The sequence below is a fragment of the Pseudarthrobacter sp. NPDC058196 genome, assembly GCF_042882685.1.
Classification (GTDB): domain Bacteria; phylum Actinomycetota; class Actinomycetes; order Actinomycetales; family Micrococcaceae; genus Arthrobacter.
The window spans coordinates 51082-67628 of the sequence record NZ_JBHVVN010000004.1 but is presented as its reverse complement, the minus strand read 5'-3'; the positions used below and the strand labels follow the sequence as shown (position 1 = coordinate 67628).

General features: G+C 67.5%; 15 protein-coding genes. 6 read left to right on the top strand and 9 right to left on the bottom strand.

All coding sequences use genetic code 11. From position 1 onward, the window contains the following. Positions 1-8 precede the first annotated feature (8 nt). From ACFVVC_RS06955 to ACFVVC_RS06940, 4 genes are read right to left on the bottom strand one after another with little or no spacing between them, the layout of a single operon-like run. A complete protein-coding gene (locus ACFVVC_RS06955; protein WP_387450537.1) occupies positions 9-1733 on the bottom strand; it encodes a hypothetical protein in 1725 nt (574 codons plus the stop codon). Positions 1734-1773: 40 nt separating this feature from the next. Next, entirely contained in the window at positions 1774-2706 is a 933-nt protein-coding gene (locus ACFVVC_RS06950; protein WP_387450535.1) for a carbohydrate ABC transporter permease, read from the bottom strand. Positions 2707-2709: 3 nt separating this feature from the next. After that, positions 2710-3651 (bottom strand): carbohydrate ABC transporter permease, encoded by a 942-nt coding sequence (locus tag ACFVVC_RS06945; RefSeq protein WP_387450533.1) that lies wholly within the window; start codon positions 3649-3651, stop codon positions 2710-2712. A gap of 4 nt (positions 3652-3655) precedes the next feature. Next, positions 3656-4933: an ABC transporter substrate-binding protein gene (locus ACFVVC_RS06940; protein WP_387450531.1), complete on the bottom strand. Its 1278-nt coding sequence runs from the start codon at positions 4931-4933 to the stop codon at positions 3656-3658. 163 nt (positions 4934-5096) lie between these two features. Here ACFVVC_RS06940 and ACFVVC_RS06935 point away from each other — a divergent pair, with 163 nt between their 5' ends. From ACFVVC_RS06935 to ACFVVC_RS06920, 4 genes are all read left to right on the top strand, one after another. Continuing rightward, on the top strand, positions 5097-5537 hold the full coding sequence (locus tag ACFVVC_RS06935; protein ID WP_387450529.1) for a VOC family protein: 441 nt from the start codon (positions 5097-5099) through the stop codon (positions 5535-5537). A 22-nt stretch (positions 5538-5559) separates the two neighbouring features. Beyond that, on the top strand, positions 5560-6513 hold the full coding sequence (locus ACFVVC_RS06930; protein WP_387450527.1) for a 1,4-dihydroxy-2-naphthoyl-CoA synthase: 954 nt from the start codon (positions 5560-5562) through the stop codon (positions 6511-6513). 12 nt (positions 6514-6525) lie between these two features. Then, positions 6526-7749, top strand: coding sequence for an AMP-binding protein (locus ACFVVC_RS06925; RefSeq protein ID WP_387450525.1), 1224 nt, complete (start codon positions 6526-6528; stop codon positions 7747-7749). Positions 7750-7824: 75 nt separating this feature from the next. Further along, complete coding sequence (locus ACFVVC_RS06920) at positions 7825-8706, top strand: 1,4-dihydroxy-2-naphthoate polyprenyltransferase (protein WP_387450523.1); 882 nt, start codon at positions 7825-7827, stop codon at positions 8704-8706. On the opposite strand, the gene ACFVVC_RS06915 is transcribed toward ACFVVC_RS06920, so the two are convergent. Then, entirely contained in the window at positions 8703-9011 is a 309-nt protein-coding gene (locus ACFVVC_RS06915) for a DUF4229 domain-containing protein (protein ID WP_387450521.1), read from the bottom strand. The two genes, ACFVVC_RS06920 and ACFVVC_RS06915, sit on opposite strands and share 4 nt — an antisense overlap. A 61-nt stretch (positions 9012-9072) precedes the next feature. On the opposite strand from ACFVVC_RS06915, the gene ACFVVC_RS06910 reads away from it, so the two are divergent. Beyond that, positions 9073-9462 carry a PLD nuclease N-terminal domain-containing protein gene (locus tag ACFVVC_RS06910; protein WP_387450519.1) on the top strand — a complete coding sequence of 130 codons (390 nt, stop codon included), beginning with the start codon at positions 9073-9075 and terminating at the stop codon, positions 9460-9462. Positions 9463-9467: 5 nt separating this feature from the next. Next, complete coding sequence (locus ACFVVC_RS06905) at positions 9468-10037, top strand: hypothetical protein (protein WP_387450517.1); 570 nt, start codon at positions 9468-9470, stop codon at positions 10035-10037. Here the strand turns inward: ACFVVC_RS06905 and ACFVVC_RS06900 are convergent. The 4 genes from ACFVVC_RS06900 to ACFVVC_RS06885 form a co-directional block, all read right to left on the bottom strand. Continuing rightward, positions 10029-11522, bottom strand: coding sequence for a dynamin family protein (locus ACFVVC_RS06900; RefSeq protein WP_387450515.1), 1494 nt, complete (start codon positions 11520-11522; stop codon positions 10029-10031). The genes ACFVVC_RS06905 and ACFVVC_RS06900 overlap by 9 nt on opposite strands. Continuing rightward, a complete protein-coding gene (locus tag ACFVVC_RS06895; protein WP_387451131.1) occupies positions 11519-13369 on the bottom strand; it encodes a dynamin family protein in 1851 nt (616 codons plus the stop codon). Before ACFVVC_RS06895 ends, ACFVVC_RS06900 begins: the two co-directional genes overlap by 4 nt. A gap of 120 nt (positions 13370-13489) precedes the next feature. Next, positions 13490-14293, bottom strand: coding sequence for an IniB N-terminal domain-containing protein (locus tag ACFVVC_RS06890; RefSeq protein ID WP_387450513.1), 804 nt, complete (start codon positions 14291-14293; stop codon positions 13490-13492). Positions 14294-14458: 165 nt separating this feature from the next. Next, a complete protein-coding gene (locus ACFVVC_RS06885; protein ID WP_387450511.1) occupies positions 14459-16546 on the bottom strand; it encodes a LuxR C-terminal-related transcriptional regulator in 2088 nt (695 codons plus the stop codon). Position 16547: the final 1 nt, after the last annotated feature.

Here is a 16547-nt window from a genome sequence, read left to right as displayed (position 1 = left end):
GCGGATGCTCAGTCCGGCAGCGTGTACCCGCGCAGCGTGAAACGGTGCAGGCCACTGGTCCGCCCCGTGATGTAGACCTTGGTGCCCCCGGCCGCGTTCGTGCCGCCCAGGTAGCGGTAGCTTTCGCCCGGGTTGTAAGCGGCAGGGCTGTCCGGATCTGCGGGCAGCCCTGGGCCAAACTCAATCACGTCCGCGCCCACGCGGTACGTGCCGGTGCCGGACACCAGCTGGAAGGTTCCGGGCGCACCTGCCGGCTCGACGCCGTCGAGCACCCCGCCCGGCCGGAAGGTCAGTTCCAGCGCGAAAGCCGTGGGCGTCCCCTCAAAACCAATGTCCAAGCCCACCTGCCCGTCTGCGGCCTCGATCCTGATCTCCGTGGCGAGCCGGTGGACGTCGGCGGCGCGCGAACTGAACTCCATGCCGGCGCTGAACCGGCCTTCATGCTCCAGGGCGTATATGCCGTCCGGGCGCTGCTTGCCCGTCGGCAGGGGCTGGTAGAAGCCGGCTTCCAGCTGTTCGGCGAGCACCAGCGCGCCGCCCTGCCGGACCGTGTGCCCGCTGCGGAACGGGCCAAGGTCGAAGAAACTCCTGGACAACCGCAGATCGGACAGCACGGCCGCGCCGTGCCCGAAGCGGAGGAAGGTGGGGTTGGTGGCAAGCCCGGAGCCCACACCGGGGACCAGGGGGTCGCAGCCGCCGAACACGGTGGCCACGGACCCTGCTGCGCGGAACCGGTAGGCGCCGCAACTCCCAAGGGCCGCCCCGGCCGGAGCGAGCGGTGCCGGCAACGCGGTGGCGTCCGACGGCGGTTCGGCCGGCAGGGCCGCTGAAAGCCAGGGGTCCAGCCGGGTGAGGGCAAGCAGTTTCGCGGGTTCGTGCAGGGGCAGCTTGGCCAACCAGTGGGCTGCGGCGGCGAAATCGTTCCGGCCGTCCTGGGCCGCCAGCCGGCGGTAGAGGTGGAGGAACGGGGCCGCACCGAATTGCATCCACTGGTCCTGCCGGCGGGAGAATACGGATTCCACGGTGCCGTCGGCGTTGAACCATGGCAGGAAGGCGGTGAGGTTCCGCCGGACGTGGTCCAGGAGCCCGGCCCGGCCCGTGGCGTCCGCAATGGTCAGCAGCGAGGGATTGGTCACGGCAGTGGCATACAAGGGGCTGCGCTCGGAGTACATGCCGTCCGGGAGCTGGTCGATGCCCTCGGCCAGCCATTGTTCGATCCGGGCGCCGATGTCCCGCCGCGGGTGCAACGCGTTGATCTGCGCCAAGGCAGCGGAAAGCTCCCAGCGGTGGTTTGGGGTGTGGACGCCGCCGGCCACCATGGCGTCAACGCTCTTGGCGATGATGGCCTCAAGCCGCTTTTCCACCTCCGCCAAGAGGGCATCCGGGGTTTCCGCGCCGCGGACCAGCCGCACCGCCAGGCACACGTCGTTCAGGGTGAACGCGGAGTCCGGCGGCGAGGACAGGTTGGTGCCGTCGAACAGGCCGGTGGGCCCTTGGAGGGCCTCCAACCGGTCCAGGCACCGACGCATCGCCGCAGCAAGGGTTTCCTGCCGGTAGTAGCCGGAGCCGGGCTCGGTGAAGACCACGGCCAGGGCCAGCAGCCTGGCCATGGCCGGGCGGTGCGCCAAGGCCCGCACGTCGTCGTCGTGGGTTGCCAGGAACGCGGCGACGTCCCGGTCCGCTTCCGCCGCCACCCGTGCCAGGAAGGCGGTGTCTGTTGTTGCTGTCTGCACTGTTGCTGCCTTTCACCGGCCCGTCCGTGACGGGACCGTCCTAATCCTTCAGCCCGGCGCTGACGTCCGCGTTGAGCACGTATTTCTGGAAGACGAAGAACACCAGGACCAGCGGCAGGAGCGAGATCACCGAGGCCCCGAGGAGCACCGGCCAGTCGATGTTTTCAGCTCCCACGATGCTCCGCAGCGCCACCTGCAGGGTGTACCACTTGGGGTCGTTGAGCACGATCAGGGGCCAGATGTAGTCGTTCCACCGCCACTGGAAGGAGAAGATGGCCAGCGTGAACAGGATGGGCTTGGACAACGGGAGCATGATCCGGAAGAAGATGGCCAGCTCGCCCGCGCCGTCGATCCTGGCGGAGTGCAGCAGGTCATCCGGAACCGTGAGGAAGAACTGCCGGAACATGAAAACCCCGGTGGCCGTGAGCACCGACGGCACGATGATGCCCGCCAGCGAGTTGTAGAGGCCCAGGTCCCGGATCACCGAGAACGTGGGGTTCAGGATTACCTCGGTGGGCAGCATGGTGGTGGCAAGGATGCACACGAAGAACAGCCTGGTGCCCTTGTTGTTGTACTTGGCCAGCGCATAACCGGTGCAGGCGCTGAAGAAGACCGTCAGCACCGTGGTGGTAATGGACACCGTGGCGGTGTTCAGGAAGTACTGGGCGAAGTCCACCCGCTCCCACGCATCCACGAAGCCCTGGAAGGTCCATTCCCGGGGAATCATGGACAGGGGGTAGCTGAACAGTTCGCTGCCGGGCTTGAACGAGCTGAGCAGGAACCAGAGCAGGGGCAGCGCGTAAACGGCGGCGATCACCCACATCAGCAGGGTCAGGGGGATGGAGGCCTTGGCCCGGACCTCCCGGTTGCCCGGCTGGTTGCGGCCGTCCCTGCGGCGTGGTGCGGGCGCCTTCCGGGTTTGCGGCGCGTGCTCCTCCGCCACCGCGGGAGGCAGGTTGGCAGCTGTTGCCATGGGTCAGCCCTTCTTCCTGTTGAACCGCAGCTGGATGAGGGCGATGGCCAGCAGGACCACCATCAGCACCATGGAGGCGGCGCTGGCGTAGCCCACCTTTGACTGCTCAAAACCGGTTTTGTAGATGTACTGCACGATCAGGGTGTTCTGCGTTCCGGGGCCGCCGCCGGTCAGCGCCTGGATCATGGCGAATTCCTTCATGGCGTGGATGGTGGAGAGCAGGATCACCATGAACGACGTTGGCGCGATGCCCGGCAGGGTGACGTGCCGGAAGCGCTGCCAGGCGTTGGCGCCGTCCAGCTCCGCCGCCTCCAGCAGGGATTCCGGAATGTTCTTCAGCGCGGCGATGAACAGCAGCATGTTGAAGGCGGTGCCGCCCCACGCCGAGGCGAAGATGACCACGGCGAGGGCCAGGTTGCCGTCGCTGGACCATGGCAGCGGATGGCCGCCGAGGCCGGATATCAGGAAGTTGATGAACCCGAAGTCCTGGCCGAACAGCCACTTCCAGATGACGCCCACCACGATGGGCGAAATGAGCCACGGCAGGAAGATGACGGTCTTCGCCGCGGTGCGGCCGCGGACGGCCTTGCTGACCAGCAGGGCGGCCACGCCCAGGGAGCAGACGTACACCAGCGGCACCGACAGGACCGTGTATACGAAGGTCCGGCCCAAGGCGGCGTAGAACGAGCCGTCCGCGAAGAGTTTCTGGAAGTTGGCCAAGCCGATGAAGTGCAGCTTGCCGATCCCGCGGTAGTCCGTGAAGGAGTAGAGCATCCCCAGCGCTCCCGGCCAGACGAAGAACACCAGGAAGAGGACCACGTTGACGCCGATGAGGACCAGCGGGGCAACGACGTAGCGGTTGCGGCGCTTCAGCGCCGACTTGCTGCGGACCGGCCCTGGCTGCGGTGCCGGGGGCGCCGTCGGGGTGATGGTTGGTTGTGCCACGGGATCAGGCGCCGTTGTAGAGCTTCACGATGTTGTCCACCGTGGTCTTGGCGTCCTGGCTGCCGGAGAGCATCTTGACGGTCTCCTCCCGGAGCGGATCGCCGGAGAACGGCGTTTCGGCGTACGCCTCGATGACCACGCGCTTGATGGCGTTGTCCCCCTTGGCCTGGTTGCCGGCGATCTGCTTCTGGTAGAGCTCAAACGATGCCTGCTGGAACGGGTAGTCCACTTTCAGGTCCTTCACCGGCAGGTAGCCGCCCGTCTTGGCGAACTCGGTGTAGTTGGCGTCGTTGTAGAACCAGTCAATGAACTTCTTGGCTTCCTCATCTGCGCCGGTGTCCTTGAAGGCGACCATGAAGCCGCCGCCGAGGTTGGTGGCGTTGACGGCCTTCTTGGGCAGCGGCACGGACAACCACTCGAAGTCCTTGATGTTCTTGTTGAAGTCCGCCACCTGCCAGCTGCCGGAGTAGTAGGCGGCCACCTGGCCGCTCTTGAACATGGCGTTGCCGTCCTCGCCGCTAAGCCAGACGGACTTGGGCATGGTCTGGTCGTCGTTGATCTTCTTGAAGTAGTCCAGCGTTTCCACGGCTTTGCTGTCCCCGGCGTACTTGCCGTTTTCCTTGGCAAAGGCGGTGCTGCCGAATTCGTACATCATGGCCCGCAGCCGGTGGCCGGAACGGTCCATCACCACGCCGTACTTGGCGCCGGCTTTAGCGCGGACCTGGTTCACGGCTGCGATGAACTCATCCCAGGTCCAGGTGGTGTCGATCGACGTGGGGAAGGCGACGCCCGCCTTGGTGAACAGGCTCTTGTTGATGAAGAGGCCCACGGCGGTGAGGTCGGACGGGATGGCGGGAAGGATGCCGTCCGGCGATTTTTGCAGGAAGTTCGGATCGATGGCGTGCGACGTGGCGATGTCCGAGAGGTCCTGGAGCTGGTTGGCCCACAACGGGTCGATGGCGGTGACGCGGGCCAGGGCCGGGAGGTCGTTCGCGGTGGCGGCGTTCTTCAGCTTGGTGGTGATGTCCGCGGTGGGGACGTCGACAACCTCGATGGTGATCCCGGTGGCTTCCTTGTACTTCTTGGCGGCGGCAGCGAACGCGCCGCCCTGGTTGGTATCGCCGGACAGGATCAGCTGCAGGGTCTTGGCGCCGCCGCCCGAGGAGCTTCCGCCCCCTCCTCCGCTGCAGGCGGTGAGGCCGGCGGCCAGCGCCGACAGTCCGAAGGCCGTCAGCCCAAACTGGCGGCGGGTGATGCTGGAGGTTCTTGTCGTCTCTGACAATGCTCTGTCCTGTCTCTCGCGGTAGCGGGGAAAACCCTTTCCGCTAGAAACTGTGACGTATGTCATGACATATTGTCAAGAATACTTTACAACGTTGTAGGTTGAGGATGCCCATCGACGGCGCCCCCTTCCCCAACTCCGCAGCCGCCCTTACCGTGGACTGATGGGACTGAATATCCAAATCGTGATCGACTCGTCAAACCCGCATGAGCTCGCCGACTGGTGGGCCGAAACCCTGCAATGGTCCGTGGAACCGCAGGATGCCGGCTTCATCCGCTCCATGATCGATCAGGGCTATGCCACCGGGGACCAGACCATGACGCACCGAGGAAACCTGGTGTGGAAGGACGGCGCAGCCATCCGGCCGCCCGAGGAAATCGACGCCAAAGCCCCCGCCCGGCGCATGCTCTTCCAGACCGCCCCCGAGCAGAAAACCGTGAAGAACCGCGTGCACTGGGACGTCAGGCTGGACGGCCGGGACAAGGACGAGGTGCGGCGCGAACTCGAGGCCCGCGGCGCGTCCTTCCTCTGGACGGCGGGGCAGGGGCCGCATTCCTGGCACACCATGGCGGACCCCGAAGGCAACGAGTTCTGCATCAGCTGAAGCCGATTACTAGACTTGGACGGTGAGCAACCAGATCCCCGCCCCGGTGTCCGACGTCTTCGATCCCACGCGCTGGCGGGTGGTTTCCGGCTTCGATGACTTCCAGGACATGACCTACCACCGGCAGGTGGAGCGGGATTCCGACGGCGGCTGGGTGCGCGACCTGCCCACGGTCCGCATCGCGTTCAACCGGCCGGAGGTCCGCAACGCGTTCCGTCCAGGCACCGTGGATGAGCTGTACCGCGCCATGGACCACGCCCGGATGACCCCGGACGTTGCCACCGTGCTGTTGACCGGCAACGGCCCCTCCCCCAAGGACGGCGGCCACTCCTTTTGCTCGGGCGGTGACCAGCGGATCCGGGGCAGGGACGGTTACCGGTATGCCGACGGCGAGACGCAGGAGACCATCGACCCAGCCCGCGCCGGACGGTTGCACATCCTGGAAGTCCAGCGGCTCATGCGCACCATGCCCAAGGTGGTCATCGCCGTCGTCAACGGCTGGGCGGCCGGCGGCGGCCACTCGCTGCACGTGGTCAGCGACCTCACCATCGCATCCCGGCAGCACGGCAAGTTCAAGCAGACCGACGCCACGGTGGGAAGTTTCGACGCCGGCTACGGCTCCGCGCTGCTGGCGCGGCAGGTGGGCCAAAAGACCGCCCGGGAAATCTTCTTCCTGGCCCGCGAATATTCCGCTGAGGACATGGTTCGGATGGGCGCCGTGAACGAGGCAGTGGACCACGCGCGCCTCGAAGAAGTGGCGCTGGAATACGCGGCGGACATCGCCCGGCAATCGCCGCAGGCCATCCGCATGCTGAAGTTCGCCTTCAACCTGGCCGACGACGGCCTGGCAGGCCAACAGGTGTTTGCCGGCGAGGCCACCCGGCTCGCATACATGACCGACGAAGCTGTGGAAGGAAAGGAAGCCTTCCTGCAAAAACGCGACCCCGACTGGTCACGCTTCCCGCACTACTTCTAAGAAGGGACGGCAATGAACAGCGAAGAAACACCAGCCCCCGGCACCGGCGGGCCGCTCAACATCGAACCCGCCCTGAAAGCCCTGGCGGCAGCCCTCCACGGCGAGGGCCCCGCCGTCGAACTCTCCGTGGGGGCAGATGGCGGCCTGGTGGTGGGGCACGTGGAAACCCCCGGCTGCGACGACGCCGTGGCCGTGGTGCGCACCTCAGGATCCACCGGCACCCCCAAGGCAACGCTGCTGACGGTGGAATCCCTGGCGGCCTCCTCCATGGCCACCGCGCTGCGGCTCAAGGGCGAGGGGCAATGGCTGCTGGCCCTCCCCGTGCAGTTCGTTGCCGGGATCCAGGTGCTGGTGCGGTCCCTGTTCGCCGGGACCCGGCCCTGGGTCATGGACATGTCCGGCGGCTTCACGCCGGAGGCCTTTACCGCCGCAGCGCTGGAACTGACCGACAAAATCCGCTTCACCTCCCTGGTTCCCACCCAGCTCCAACGGCTCCTGGATGATCCCTCGCCGGAAACCCTGGCGGCACTCCGCCGGTTTAACGCCATCCTGCTGGGCGGCGCCCCGGCGCCGCAGTCCCTGCTGGCAGCTGCCCGGGACGCCGGCGTGCGCGTGATCACCACCTACGGTTCCGCCGAAACCTCCGGCGGCTGCATCTACGATGGCTACCCCCTGGAGGGCGTCTCGGTCCGGGTGGCCGCGGACGGCCGGATCCTCCTGGGCGGGGACACGGTGGCTGCCGGCTACATTGAGGCACCCGATGAAGAAACAGGGACCTTCTTCGAGGAGGACGGCGTGCGCTGGTACCGCACCAGCGACCTCGGCACCATTGACGACGACGGCCGCCTCACCGTGCTGGGCCGGGCCGACGACGTCATCATCACCGGAGGAATCAAGGTTTCCGCCGCCCACGTGCAGGAGCAGCTGGAACAGTCCGACGCCGTCTCCTCGGCTTTCGTGGCCGGCGTCCCCTCCGCGGAATGGGGCCAGGCCGTGGCCGCCTACGTCGCCCTGGCCGGGGATGGAACCGACGCCCACGGCGGCAAGGCGAAGGCCGGCGCGGGGCAGGAAGCCGGGGACCCCGCCGTCGAACTCCAACAGCAGTGGCAGCGGGAATTGGGGGTCCTGGCACCCAAGACCATCCTCACCGCGCCGGAGCTGCGGATGCTGCCCAACGGCAAACCTGACCGGCTCGCCATGACCGCGGAACTCAGCGCCCTGCACGGGGGAAAGTAGAGTGGACCTGCACCACCGCGGCGGGTGCGCCCGTTCCATCCTGCCGTCTTATCGAAACAACACGAGGTACTAACCGTGGCCACAGCCGCCCAATGGATCCAAGGCGCCCGACTCCGGACACTCCCGGCAGCGATCGCGCCGGTGCTGATCGGCACCGCCGCCGCCTACGAAATGGACTCGTTCCTGCTGCCCAATGCCATCCTCGCGGCGCTGGTGGCGCTCCTGCTGCAAGTGGGTGTCAACTTCGCAAACGACTACTCGGACGGCATCCGCGGTACGGACGACGACCGCGTGGGGCCGTTGCGGCTGGTGGGCTCGGGCGCGGCCAAGCCTGAGCACGTGAAGTGGGCCGCGTTCGGCATGTTTGCCCTGGCCATGGTGTTCGGCCTGGTCCTGGTGGTCCTGACCCAGGCATGGTGGCTGATCCTGGTGGGGCTGGGCTGCGTCATGGCTGCCTGGGGCTATACGGGCGGCAAGAACCCCTACGGCTATATGGGCCTCGGCGACCTCTTCGTGTTCGTGTTCTTCGGCCTCGTGGCCACCCTGGGAACCGCCTACACCCAGGCCGGGCACATCAGCCTGCCGGCAGTGATCGGCGCGATCGGCACCGGGCTGATCGCCACGGCGCTGCTGATGGCCAACAACGTCAGGGACATCCCCACTGACATGCAGGCCGGCAAGAAGACCCTCGCCGTGCGGCTCGGAGACAAGCATGCGCGCGAAAGCTACGTCCTGATGCTGGCCGTCGCCATCCTGCTGGTGGTGATCCTGGCCCCCGGCCGGCCATGGATCCTGATCGTGCTGCTGCTCATCCCGGCATGCCTGATGCCGGCCTGGCTCATGATCAACGGGCGCAAGCGCAAGAGCCTGATCCCGGTCCTCAAGCAGACCGGGCTGATCAACCTCGGCTACAGCGTTTTGTTCTCACTGGGCCTGATCCTCAGCCACGGGTTCTAGGCGTTCTTACTGCCCTTGGCGTTGTTGATGGTGATCTCAGGGTTGGCATCGAGGAGGGCGTCCTCGGCGTTCGCGTCCTGGATTTCCCCGGCCGAGCGCAGTGGCTTCGCTTTTCCGGAAAAGCGGTGCTGCAGGGCTGCGGTGGCAGCGTCCCGCTGCTTCTGGAAGAACAGGTAGCTAATGGCGAAGGCGATGAGCCCGGCGCAGACCACTGACATCAGCACCCCGACCTGCAGGAACGCGAAGAGGATGAACAGGGGCAGGAAGATCGCGAGCCGGATCAGGGAATATTTCAAAAAGGCCACTATCCAAGTTTAGCCGCCTCCGCCCGCGGCCCCTGCGCGTCCTGACGATAGACTTGATGGCATGCTCTTCCGTGTGGCTTTGGCCGTCGCAGTCCTCGTCATCTTTGTGTATGGCCTGGTGGACGTGATCCGTACCGAGGGCCGCCTGACCAGGGGCATTTCCAAACCGGCGTGGATTATCGTCCAGATCATCCTGCCCGTCCTGGGCGCCATCCTGTGGCTGCTGATCGGCAGGCCGCGCGGCACCGCAGAGCCCCGGCCGAGCTACCCCCACTCCACCGCCCCGGACGACGATCCCGACTTCCTCCGCAACCTGGAGTCCCGGCGCCGCAACCAGGCCGAGGCCGAGCGGCTCAAGAAGCTCAAGGATGAGCTGGATGCCAAGGCCAAGGACGGCGACCGGAAGCCCCGGCGCGGCACCGACGAACACGATACCGACGGATTGAAATAGGGGCCATGACGTCCCCGCCGGGAGGAGACGAGCGGCGCCTGTCCGCTCCTCCGCCGCGGCCCGGGATGTCCTGGTCCGCACCGCCGCCCATCCCGGCCACCCCTTCCCTGCCCCGCACCGTAAGGACTGCCCGCACCCTCTGGGTCCTGAGCTTCCTCGCCGGGCTTACCGTGCTGGCCGGCTCCTTTGCGGCCCGGGATTCGAACCTGCAACGCCTCCGCGCGCTGGTGGCGGACACGGCCGCGCGCAACGGGATGGCGCCGGTGGGCACCGCCGCGGACATCGTCTTTTGGGGCAGCATGGCAGCCCTCCTGCTGGTCACGCTGCTGGAGGCGGTTGCCCTGGCTGCGGTGCTTGCCCGCAGGGCCTGGGCACGCTGGGTCCTTCTTCCGCTGCTGGCCAGCCACCTGCCGGTGCTGCTGTTGGCGTCCGCCTTCCTGGTCCCCGGCGGTGCGGCGGGCAGCTATGTGGTGATGCTGTGGGTGGCCGGGCTGGCCTTGGGGTTCGGCGGCCTGGTGCTCCTGTTCCTGCCGCCGGCCGGTGCGTGGTTGCGGCAGGGACGTTCACTAGGCTGACCGCGGCTGGCGGTTGCGGTCGCCGAACGCGGCCACCACGCCCTCGCAGCTGCGGATCACTACCCGGCATGCCTCCGCGGCCGGCCTTCCGGTCAGGGGGCTCTCGGCCACCGCACGCCAGCGCGCCAGGCAGCGCCGGGCCTCTGCCTCCAACGTCCCGGGGGCGGAGGCGGCATCCAGGCCCAGCCGCACCCAGGAGGCCGCGCCGTTGCCGCCGAGGAGCCGTTCAGCTTCCGCAGCCAGATCCGGTGGCAGGTCCACGCCCGTGGTCCGCAACACCGCGAGCAGCTGGAGCTCCCGGAACTCGTGGGCGTTGGCCTGGAGCCGTTCCAGGGCGGCCTCCACGCGCTCCGTCCCCTCGCGGGGGCGGCCGGCCAGGAGGTTCTCCACCGCCGCCAGCGCAGTCCTGGCCTTCAATGCCTCGGACCTCGCCTGGAATTGGCGGTCCAGCACGTCCAGCAGCGGGTCCAGTCCGCTGCGCCGGGCAAGCTCATGGGCCAGGGGCGTGGCGTCCGTGAACCCGTTCCGGATCAGGACCGAGGCCAGCCGGATGCCAAAAAGCCCGTAACGCTCCAGGAGTGCCGTCCGCGCCTCCTCCGTCAGTCCCCCGGGTTCGGTGGACCGGCGGAACCTGTCGGCGGAGAGCAGCATCCGTTCACGGGCGGTCCGGTCAAGGGTTGCCAGCATGCGCAGGGCTTCAAAGTCCGCCTGGCGCAGTGTCCGGGCACTTTGGGCCAGGAGTCCGGCCACCGGGACCACCGCCAGCGCCAGTTTCCGCAGGTTCGGGTCGCGGCTGTACCTGTCCGCGATGCTGCCGGCGGAGATCAGGGAGTCGATCCGGCCGGCCCCCACCTCGTCGGCCCGGGACAGCACCGCGATGGCGTTGACCGTGCCGGAGCGACCGGCCCGGGTGTCGCGGAAGGATTCGAGGAACCGGAGGTCGGACGCATGCATGTGGCGCATCAGGTAGATCACGGCGTCAGCTTCCGACGCCGAATCCTCGGGAGTGAGGAACTCCAGGCTCCGCGCGGACACGTCCCGGGACAGGGACGCGATCCCCGGGGTGTCAATCAGTGTCATGGCCTGCAGTGCCGGCGACGGCCATTGGACGTCGAGCCTTTCCACGTCCTCCGCCCGCATCCCGTCCAGGACGAAGACCAGGCGCCCGTCCACGCGTTTCAGCGGCAGGGTCCTGGGCACCCCGTTGATGGGGTGCAGCGTGATGCGCGGCGTGGGTCCGTACCGGTACCACGTGACGATCCTGGTGCATTCGCCGGTGTCTGTGGGAGCGATTTCTTCCCCGATGATGGCGTTCAGGAGGGTTGATTTCCCTGCTTTGACCATGCCGGCCACCGCGATCCTGAGCGGTTCGGCCAGGCGCCGGGCATAGCCCTGAAGCATCGCTGCGGCTTCGGGGTCGTCGCGGTAGGCCTCCAAGGTGTCCCGGAGGAGTTTCGCCGCCCCGGCCATGGTGGCCTCTGTCATCCCACCCCCGCGGCGGTGCGGACGCCGGCGGCGCTTACCTCGGCGGATACGGCTTCGGCGGCCCGGTGCAACGCCTCCACCTTCTTGAGTTCGGTCGTGATGTCGCGGATGCGCCCTTCCTTCTCCTGGGCATAGGAGTTGGCGGCGTTTTGGGCTGCCGCCACGGAGTCCGAAAGCGAGCGGTGGTATTCGTCCGCGATTTCGGTGAAGTGGTCCCTGGTGGTCCGCTGCACCAGGCGCAGCCTGTCTTTCAGTTGCTTTCCCACCTGGAACGTCACGTCATCCAGCTGGCGCCTGACCAGCGTCTTGGCTTCGCCCTGGCGGCGCTTCAGCCGCGCTTCCTTGTCCTCCCGGTAGGCCTTGCGCCCCAGCAGCAGGCCGGCGCCCACGGAGAGCGGATTGATCAGGGCCATCCCGAATATCCCGGTCAAGAGGCCGAACATCAGGACGCCGCCGTAGGATCCGCGCATGCCGATCAGGACCTTCTGGACCGGGTTCACCCGGCCCGGGTCCAGCCCGGGCATCTGGTCCACCGGGTCCAGGGCGTCCCCGGAGTCCGAGACGTGCAGGACGGGCAAGGACACCTCCTCCGCGGCAAAGTGGTCTGCCACCTGGGCCGCAAGCCACTGGGACCGTTCGCTGGTCCAGACGAACGTGTCAGAGACAGCCGCGGCAACGCATTCTTCGAGCCACCGGGAGAACTCGGCCCAGGCAGGCCCCGGATCGCCTTGGTCGATCGCGGCCTCGGCTTCGCGTTGGATCCGGCGAAGACGGTCACGGAGGTCGTATTCCATGTCGGCAATGAGGTCGTTGATGCCGTCGCTGAGGGTCAACTGCCAGCGGGCGGAGCGCTTCCGCAGTTCGTCGGCCTCGGCTTTGGCGCGTTCCAGGGCCTCAAGCATGTGCGGGGTCCCGTCCGGATTCTCCAGGGCCTCCAGCTCGGACCGCAGGGACAACCGGAGGTTCGCGGTGACCGAGAGCAGGTCCTGGCTGACGGAGCGCCGTTGGAGTCGCTGGGCCTTCGCCACGATCTCGTTGCGCAGGTGCGCCACCAGGCCGGGATAGCCGGATTCGGCGTTGAGCTCGTTGTCCTGGAGCCGTGAGGCCTCCAGCCGGAGGTCGGCGGAGACCGGGAACAGCGGAATGTCCGGTGCCACCCGGTCCAGGTGTGCCCGGTCCAGCTCCTCCACGCGCCGCCAGTCCGGGTAGAGGTCTGTCTTGGAGAGCACCGCTGCGACGCTGGGGGTGATCCGCATGGCCTTGCGCAGGAAGCGGAGTTCGGGTTCGGTGTATTCCTGTGACGCGTCCGAGACCAGCAGCATGGCATCGGCCGTGGGCAGTGCGGTGAGCGTGGTCAGCGTGTGGGTGGACCCCATGCCGCCCACCCCCGGGGAGTCGATGATGGTGAGGCCGCCGGTCAGGACCCGGCGGGGCAGGGATACCTCCGCGGCCGTGAGCTTCCTGCTGTTGCCCGGGTTGCCTTGCTCGGAGACCAGGGCGGGCAGGTCCGCCAGGTCCACCGGGCGGCGCTCGAGGCCCTCTTCCCCGCCGTCAGGGCTGCCGGCCGTGGGGACCAGGATGGCAGCGGACGCCTGTTCCCCGTACCGGACGGCAGTGGGAACAGAGGTGGCAATGTCATCGTCCACCGGGCACACGGGGGCGTTCACCAGGGCATTGATGAGCTTGCTCTTGCCCTGTTTGAACTCCCCCACCACGATCACCCTGATGCTTGGGTCCTGCAACCGGGCCGCGGCCAGCTCCAGCCTCTTGCGCAGGTCCGATCGGTCCCCGCTCCCCACCAGTTGCATGCCCTGCTCAACCAGCTTCATGAGCTGGCCCGCCGTCATGGCAACAGGCGGCCTTGCGGGTCCTGCTTCTGCCACGGTGCGTCCTTCGTTCCAGTACCCAATGTCCCGGGCGGGAGGTGGACGCCTCCTGCCCGCCGTTTACCTTCCGGCACCAGCGTGTTACAGCCCGGCTGAGTCGTCAACCACCGGAACGTCAATGATGTGGTGGGCCTCCAGGTCAGGATCGGGGTGGCCGGGGTTGTCCTCGACGAAATCGAGCTGGTTGTCCCCGACCAAGCTGCTGGCGTCGGTGTCTTGGAAGGGGTCGTCCAGGTGCATGTCCACCGCCACGGAGCCATGGACGGAGGGATCGCTGTACGGGTCGCCGGCGGTGGGGACCAGGCCGGCTTCAAGGGCGTGGCCGGAATGATCGGGTTCCTCGGCGAACGAGTCATCCGGGTCCAGGCGGGGGTCGATGTCGGCGGTCTGGGCATGGCCGGCGGCCACTGCGGCGGGGTCCCCGGCGGGCGCCGCAACATCGGTTTCGAACCACTGCTCCACGTCCCCGTGGGCCCAGACGTTCTGCTGCGCGGACTGGCCGGCAATGGTGGCGCGCTCGTCCACGATAGTTGCGCCCGGGGTGTAGGAGAAGTGGTTAACCACGTGGTGGAGCTGCTGGACTGCGTAGGCATGGTCTTCAGCATCGTAGGTTGCGCTGCCGTAGCCCGTGCCGTACCCGCCATGGCTGTCCCATGAGCCGTTGCTGCCGGTGTCGTAGGTACGCTCGAACGAGGAGGCGTTGACGGTGATGGGGGCGTAGTCGAGGACAACAGGCATGGCGGCGTCAACATCCGCCGAGCACACATTTCCGAGCCCGTGGTCCGCCAATGCCTGCTCCGGGTTGTCCAGGAACTCCTGGACTGCTTCCCGGTCGCCGAAAAGGTGCATGAGGAACTGAACGAGGTCATTTGCGACTGTTGGCATCTGCGTGGTCCTCACATCTTCTTCGATTTCTGGATCGGCGGGCGCGGTGCCCGGGCTGGTTCAAACCTAGGTTCGCGGCCGCTCACGGGGCATCGGGCTCCTCCCCCCAAACGACGACCGCTGCTGCAGGGTACGGATACCCCGTTCGCTAGGGGCATTAGGGTTTCATTCCTGCCGCGGATGCAGGTGCTGGGAATTGTCCGCTCCGAGGGCAAGGCGCAGGCGGGCCAGCAGGTCGGAGCGGTTTTCGGCTCCAAGACGGCGACGGATCCGGGCGATGTGATGCTCTGCCGTCCGTGGCGAAATATAGATAGCCTCCCCAATTTCACGGTAGGTCTTGCCCTCCAGCACCAGCCGGGCAACTTCTTTCTCCCGTTCGCTCAACGCCGACCCGTCCGGTTGGGCCTTCCCGCCGATGTCGGCACTGGTGACTGCCGGCACCTCTGACAGACCCGTCACCGCGTCGCCGGGCGGGCCGCCCCGCGGCCGAAGCTCCCGGGCGCAGGAGAGGAGGCGCATCATGTCCCGGCGGTCGTCGGCGCGCGCGGCCGCGTGTCCGGCCAGCCGCGCACCCTCCCATGGCATCCCCACGGCACCCAGCAGCCGGGCCGCACCCTCCACTTCGGCGGGGCCGAACCTTCCAGCCAGCACAGAGACCCAGGCTTTGCCCGCGGCGGCAAGGATTGCGGCGAGGTGGCTGTGGGTGGCGGCCCGGGCAAGTGCTGCCGCGTGCGGGGCAAGATCGGCCGGGCTCTCATTCAACAGGGCGGCCTGGACTGCGGCCCAATGCAGCGGAACCGCCCACAGGGGAGGTTCCCCCAGCCGGCCGAGCAGTTTCCACGCTTCGTCCATGTAGTGCGCCACGCGGCGCGTCTCACGCAGGCGGGATGCAGCAATCATGAGTTCGCCCCACGGCAGCATGCTGTAGAGGTCCACGCACGTATGAAGCATGGCCTCGCGGGCCCGCTCCCATGCCCGCAGGAGCTCCGGGACCTCACCGTTCCTGCGGGCCAGCCCCACGTCGAGCGCCGCGTTGAGGAATTCATCGCGTGGAACAAGGGCCCAGTGGTTGATCTTGGCGGCCTCTCCGGCGGCCAGCCGTGCCTCGTCCGGTTTGTCCTGCATCATGGCCGCCCAGGCCTGGAGCAACAGGAGCCTGGGTTGGGCGGCGCTGCCCCCCTGGCCTGCTGCCACCGCCGCCCGGCATACTGTCTCGGCCAGGTGCGGCTCGCCGCTGTGCAACGCCACCAGGGCGGCAAGGGCAGCCGGTGTTTCCGGGAGCGGGAGCGCCGTGCCCGCCGAGTTGAGCATGTCCGAGGCATGGATCAGCACGGCGATTCCCTGTTGCGGATTCTCTCCGAGGGTGGCCAGGATTCCCTGGCCTGTCTGTATCAAGGCAGCGGCCAGGAGTGTCGGGGAGGCCTGCGGAGCCTCCGGACGGAAGAATGCTTCCGCGGCCTTACAGTCGCCGGTACCGATCAGGGCGACGGCGGCCAGTGATGCGGATGCCCCCGCGCGGTCCGCCCCCAGCCAGTTGTAGACGTCGGCCGCGCGGGCAAGCATTCCCCGGTGTGCCCATACCGAGGCGGCCACATCGACGCCCGTGCGCACATCCGGCGGATCCGTGCTGACCAGGAGCGAATCAACAATCCGCGCCGCGCCGTCAAAATCGCCGTCACCTGCTGCGGCCCGGGCACGCCTTGCCGCAGTTGCCAGGGGGTCGGCGCCTGCCAGGAGTGCCTCCTCGTAGAGCTGTGAGGCAAGCCTGGGGTCATTCTCCAGGGCGGCGTCGGCGGCGTGCTCCAGTTCCACGGCAACGCGCGGATCGGCGAGGCCGCCCCTGGCCAGCTCCCGGGCAAGATTTCCGAGCGGTTGTCCTGCGGAGGCAAAGACAGTCACCAGCTCACGCTGCAGCGCACGGACCTTGGCGGCCGGCGTAACGGCGAGCAGGGCGTGTTGCGCGGTCCCCACCACTGTGCCATCCGGCCGCAGCAAACCGGTGGCCTCCGCGCGGTCCACCAAGGCGTCAAGGTCTTCCACCGAACCCATATCGAGTCGGTGCTGGAGATCCGCCGGAAGGGGGCGGGGCAACGCGAAGCCCACGGAAAGTGCAAGCAGCAGTTCACGTACGGCCGCGTTTGCACCCTGCAACTGCCTTGCTATCAGCTCCGAACCGTGCAGCGACTCGGCTTGGTCGTCCGGCGGGGCGTGCAGGGATGCGGGCCATTCCACACGTTGCAGGTGGGCGTCCATA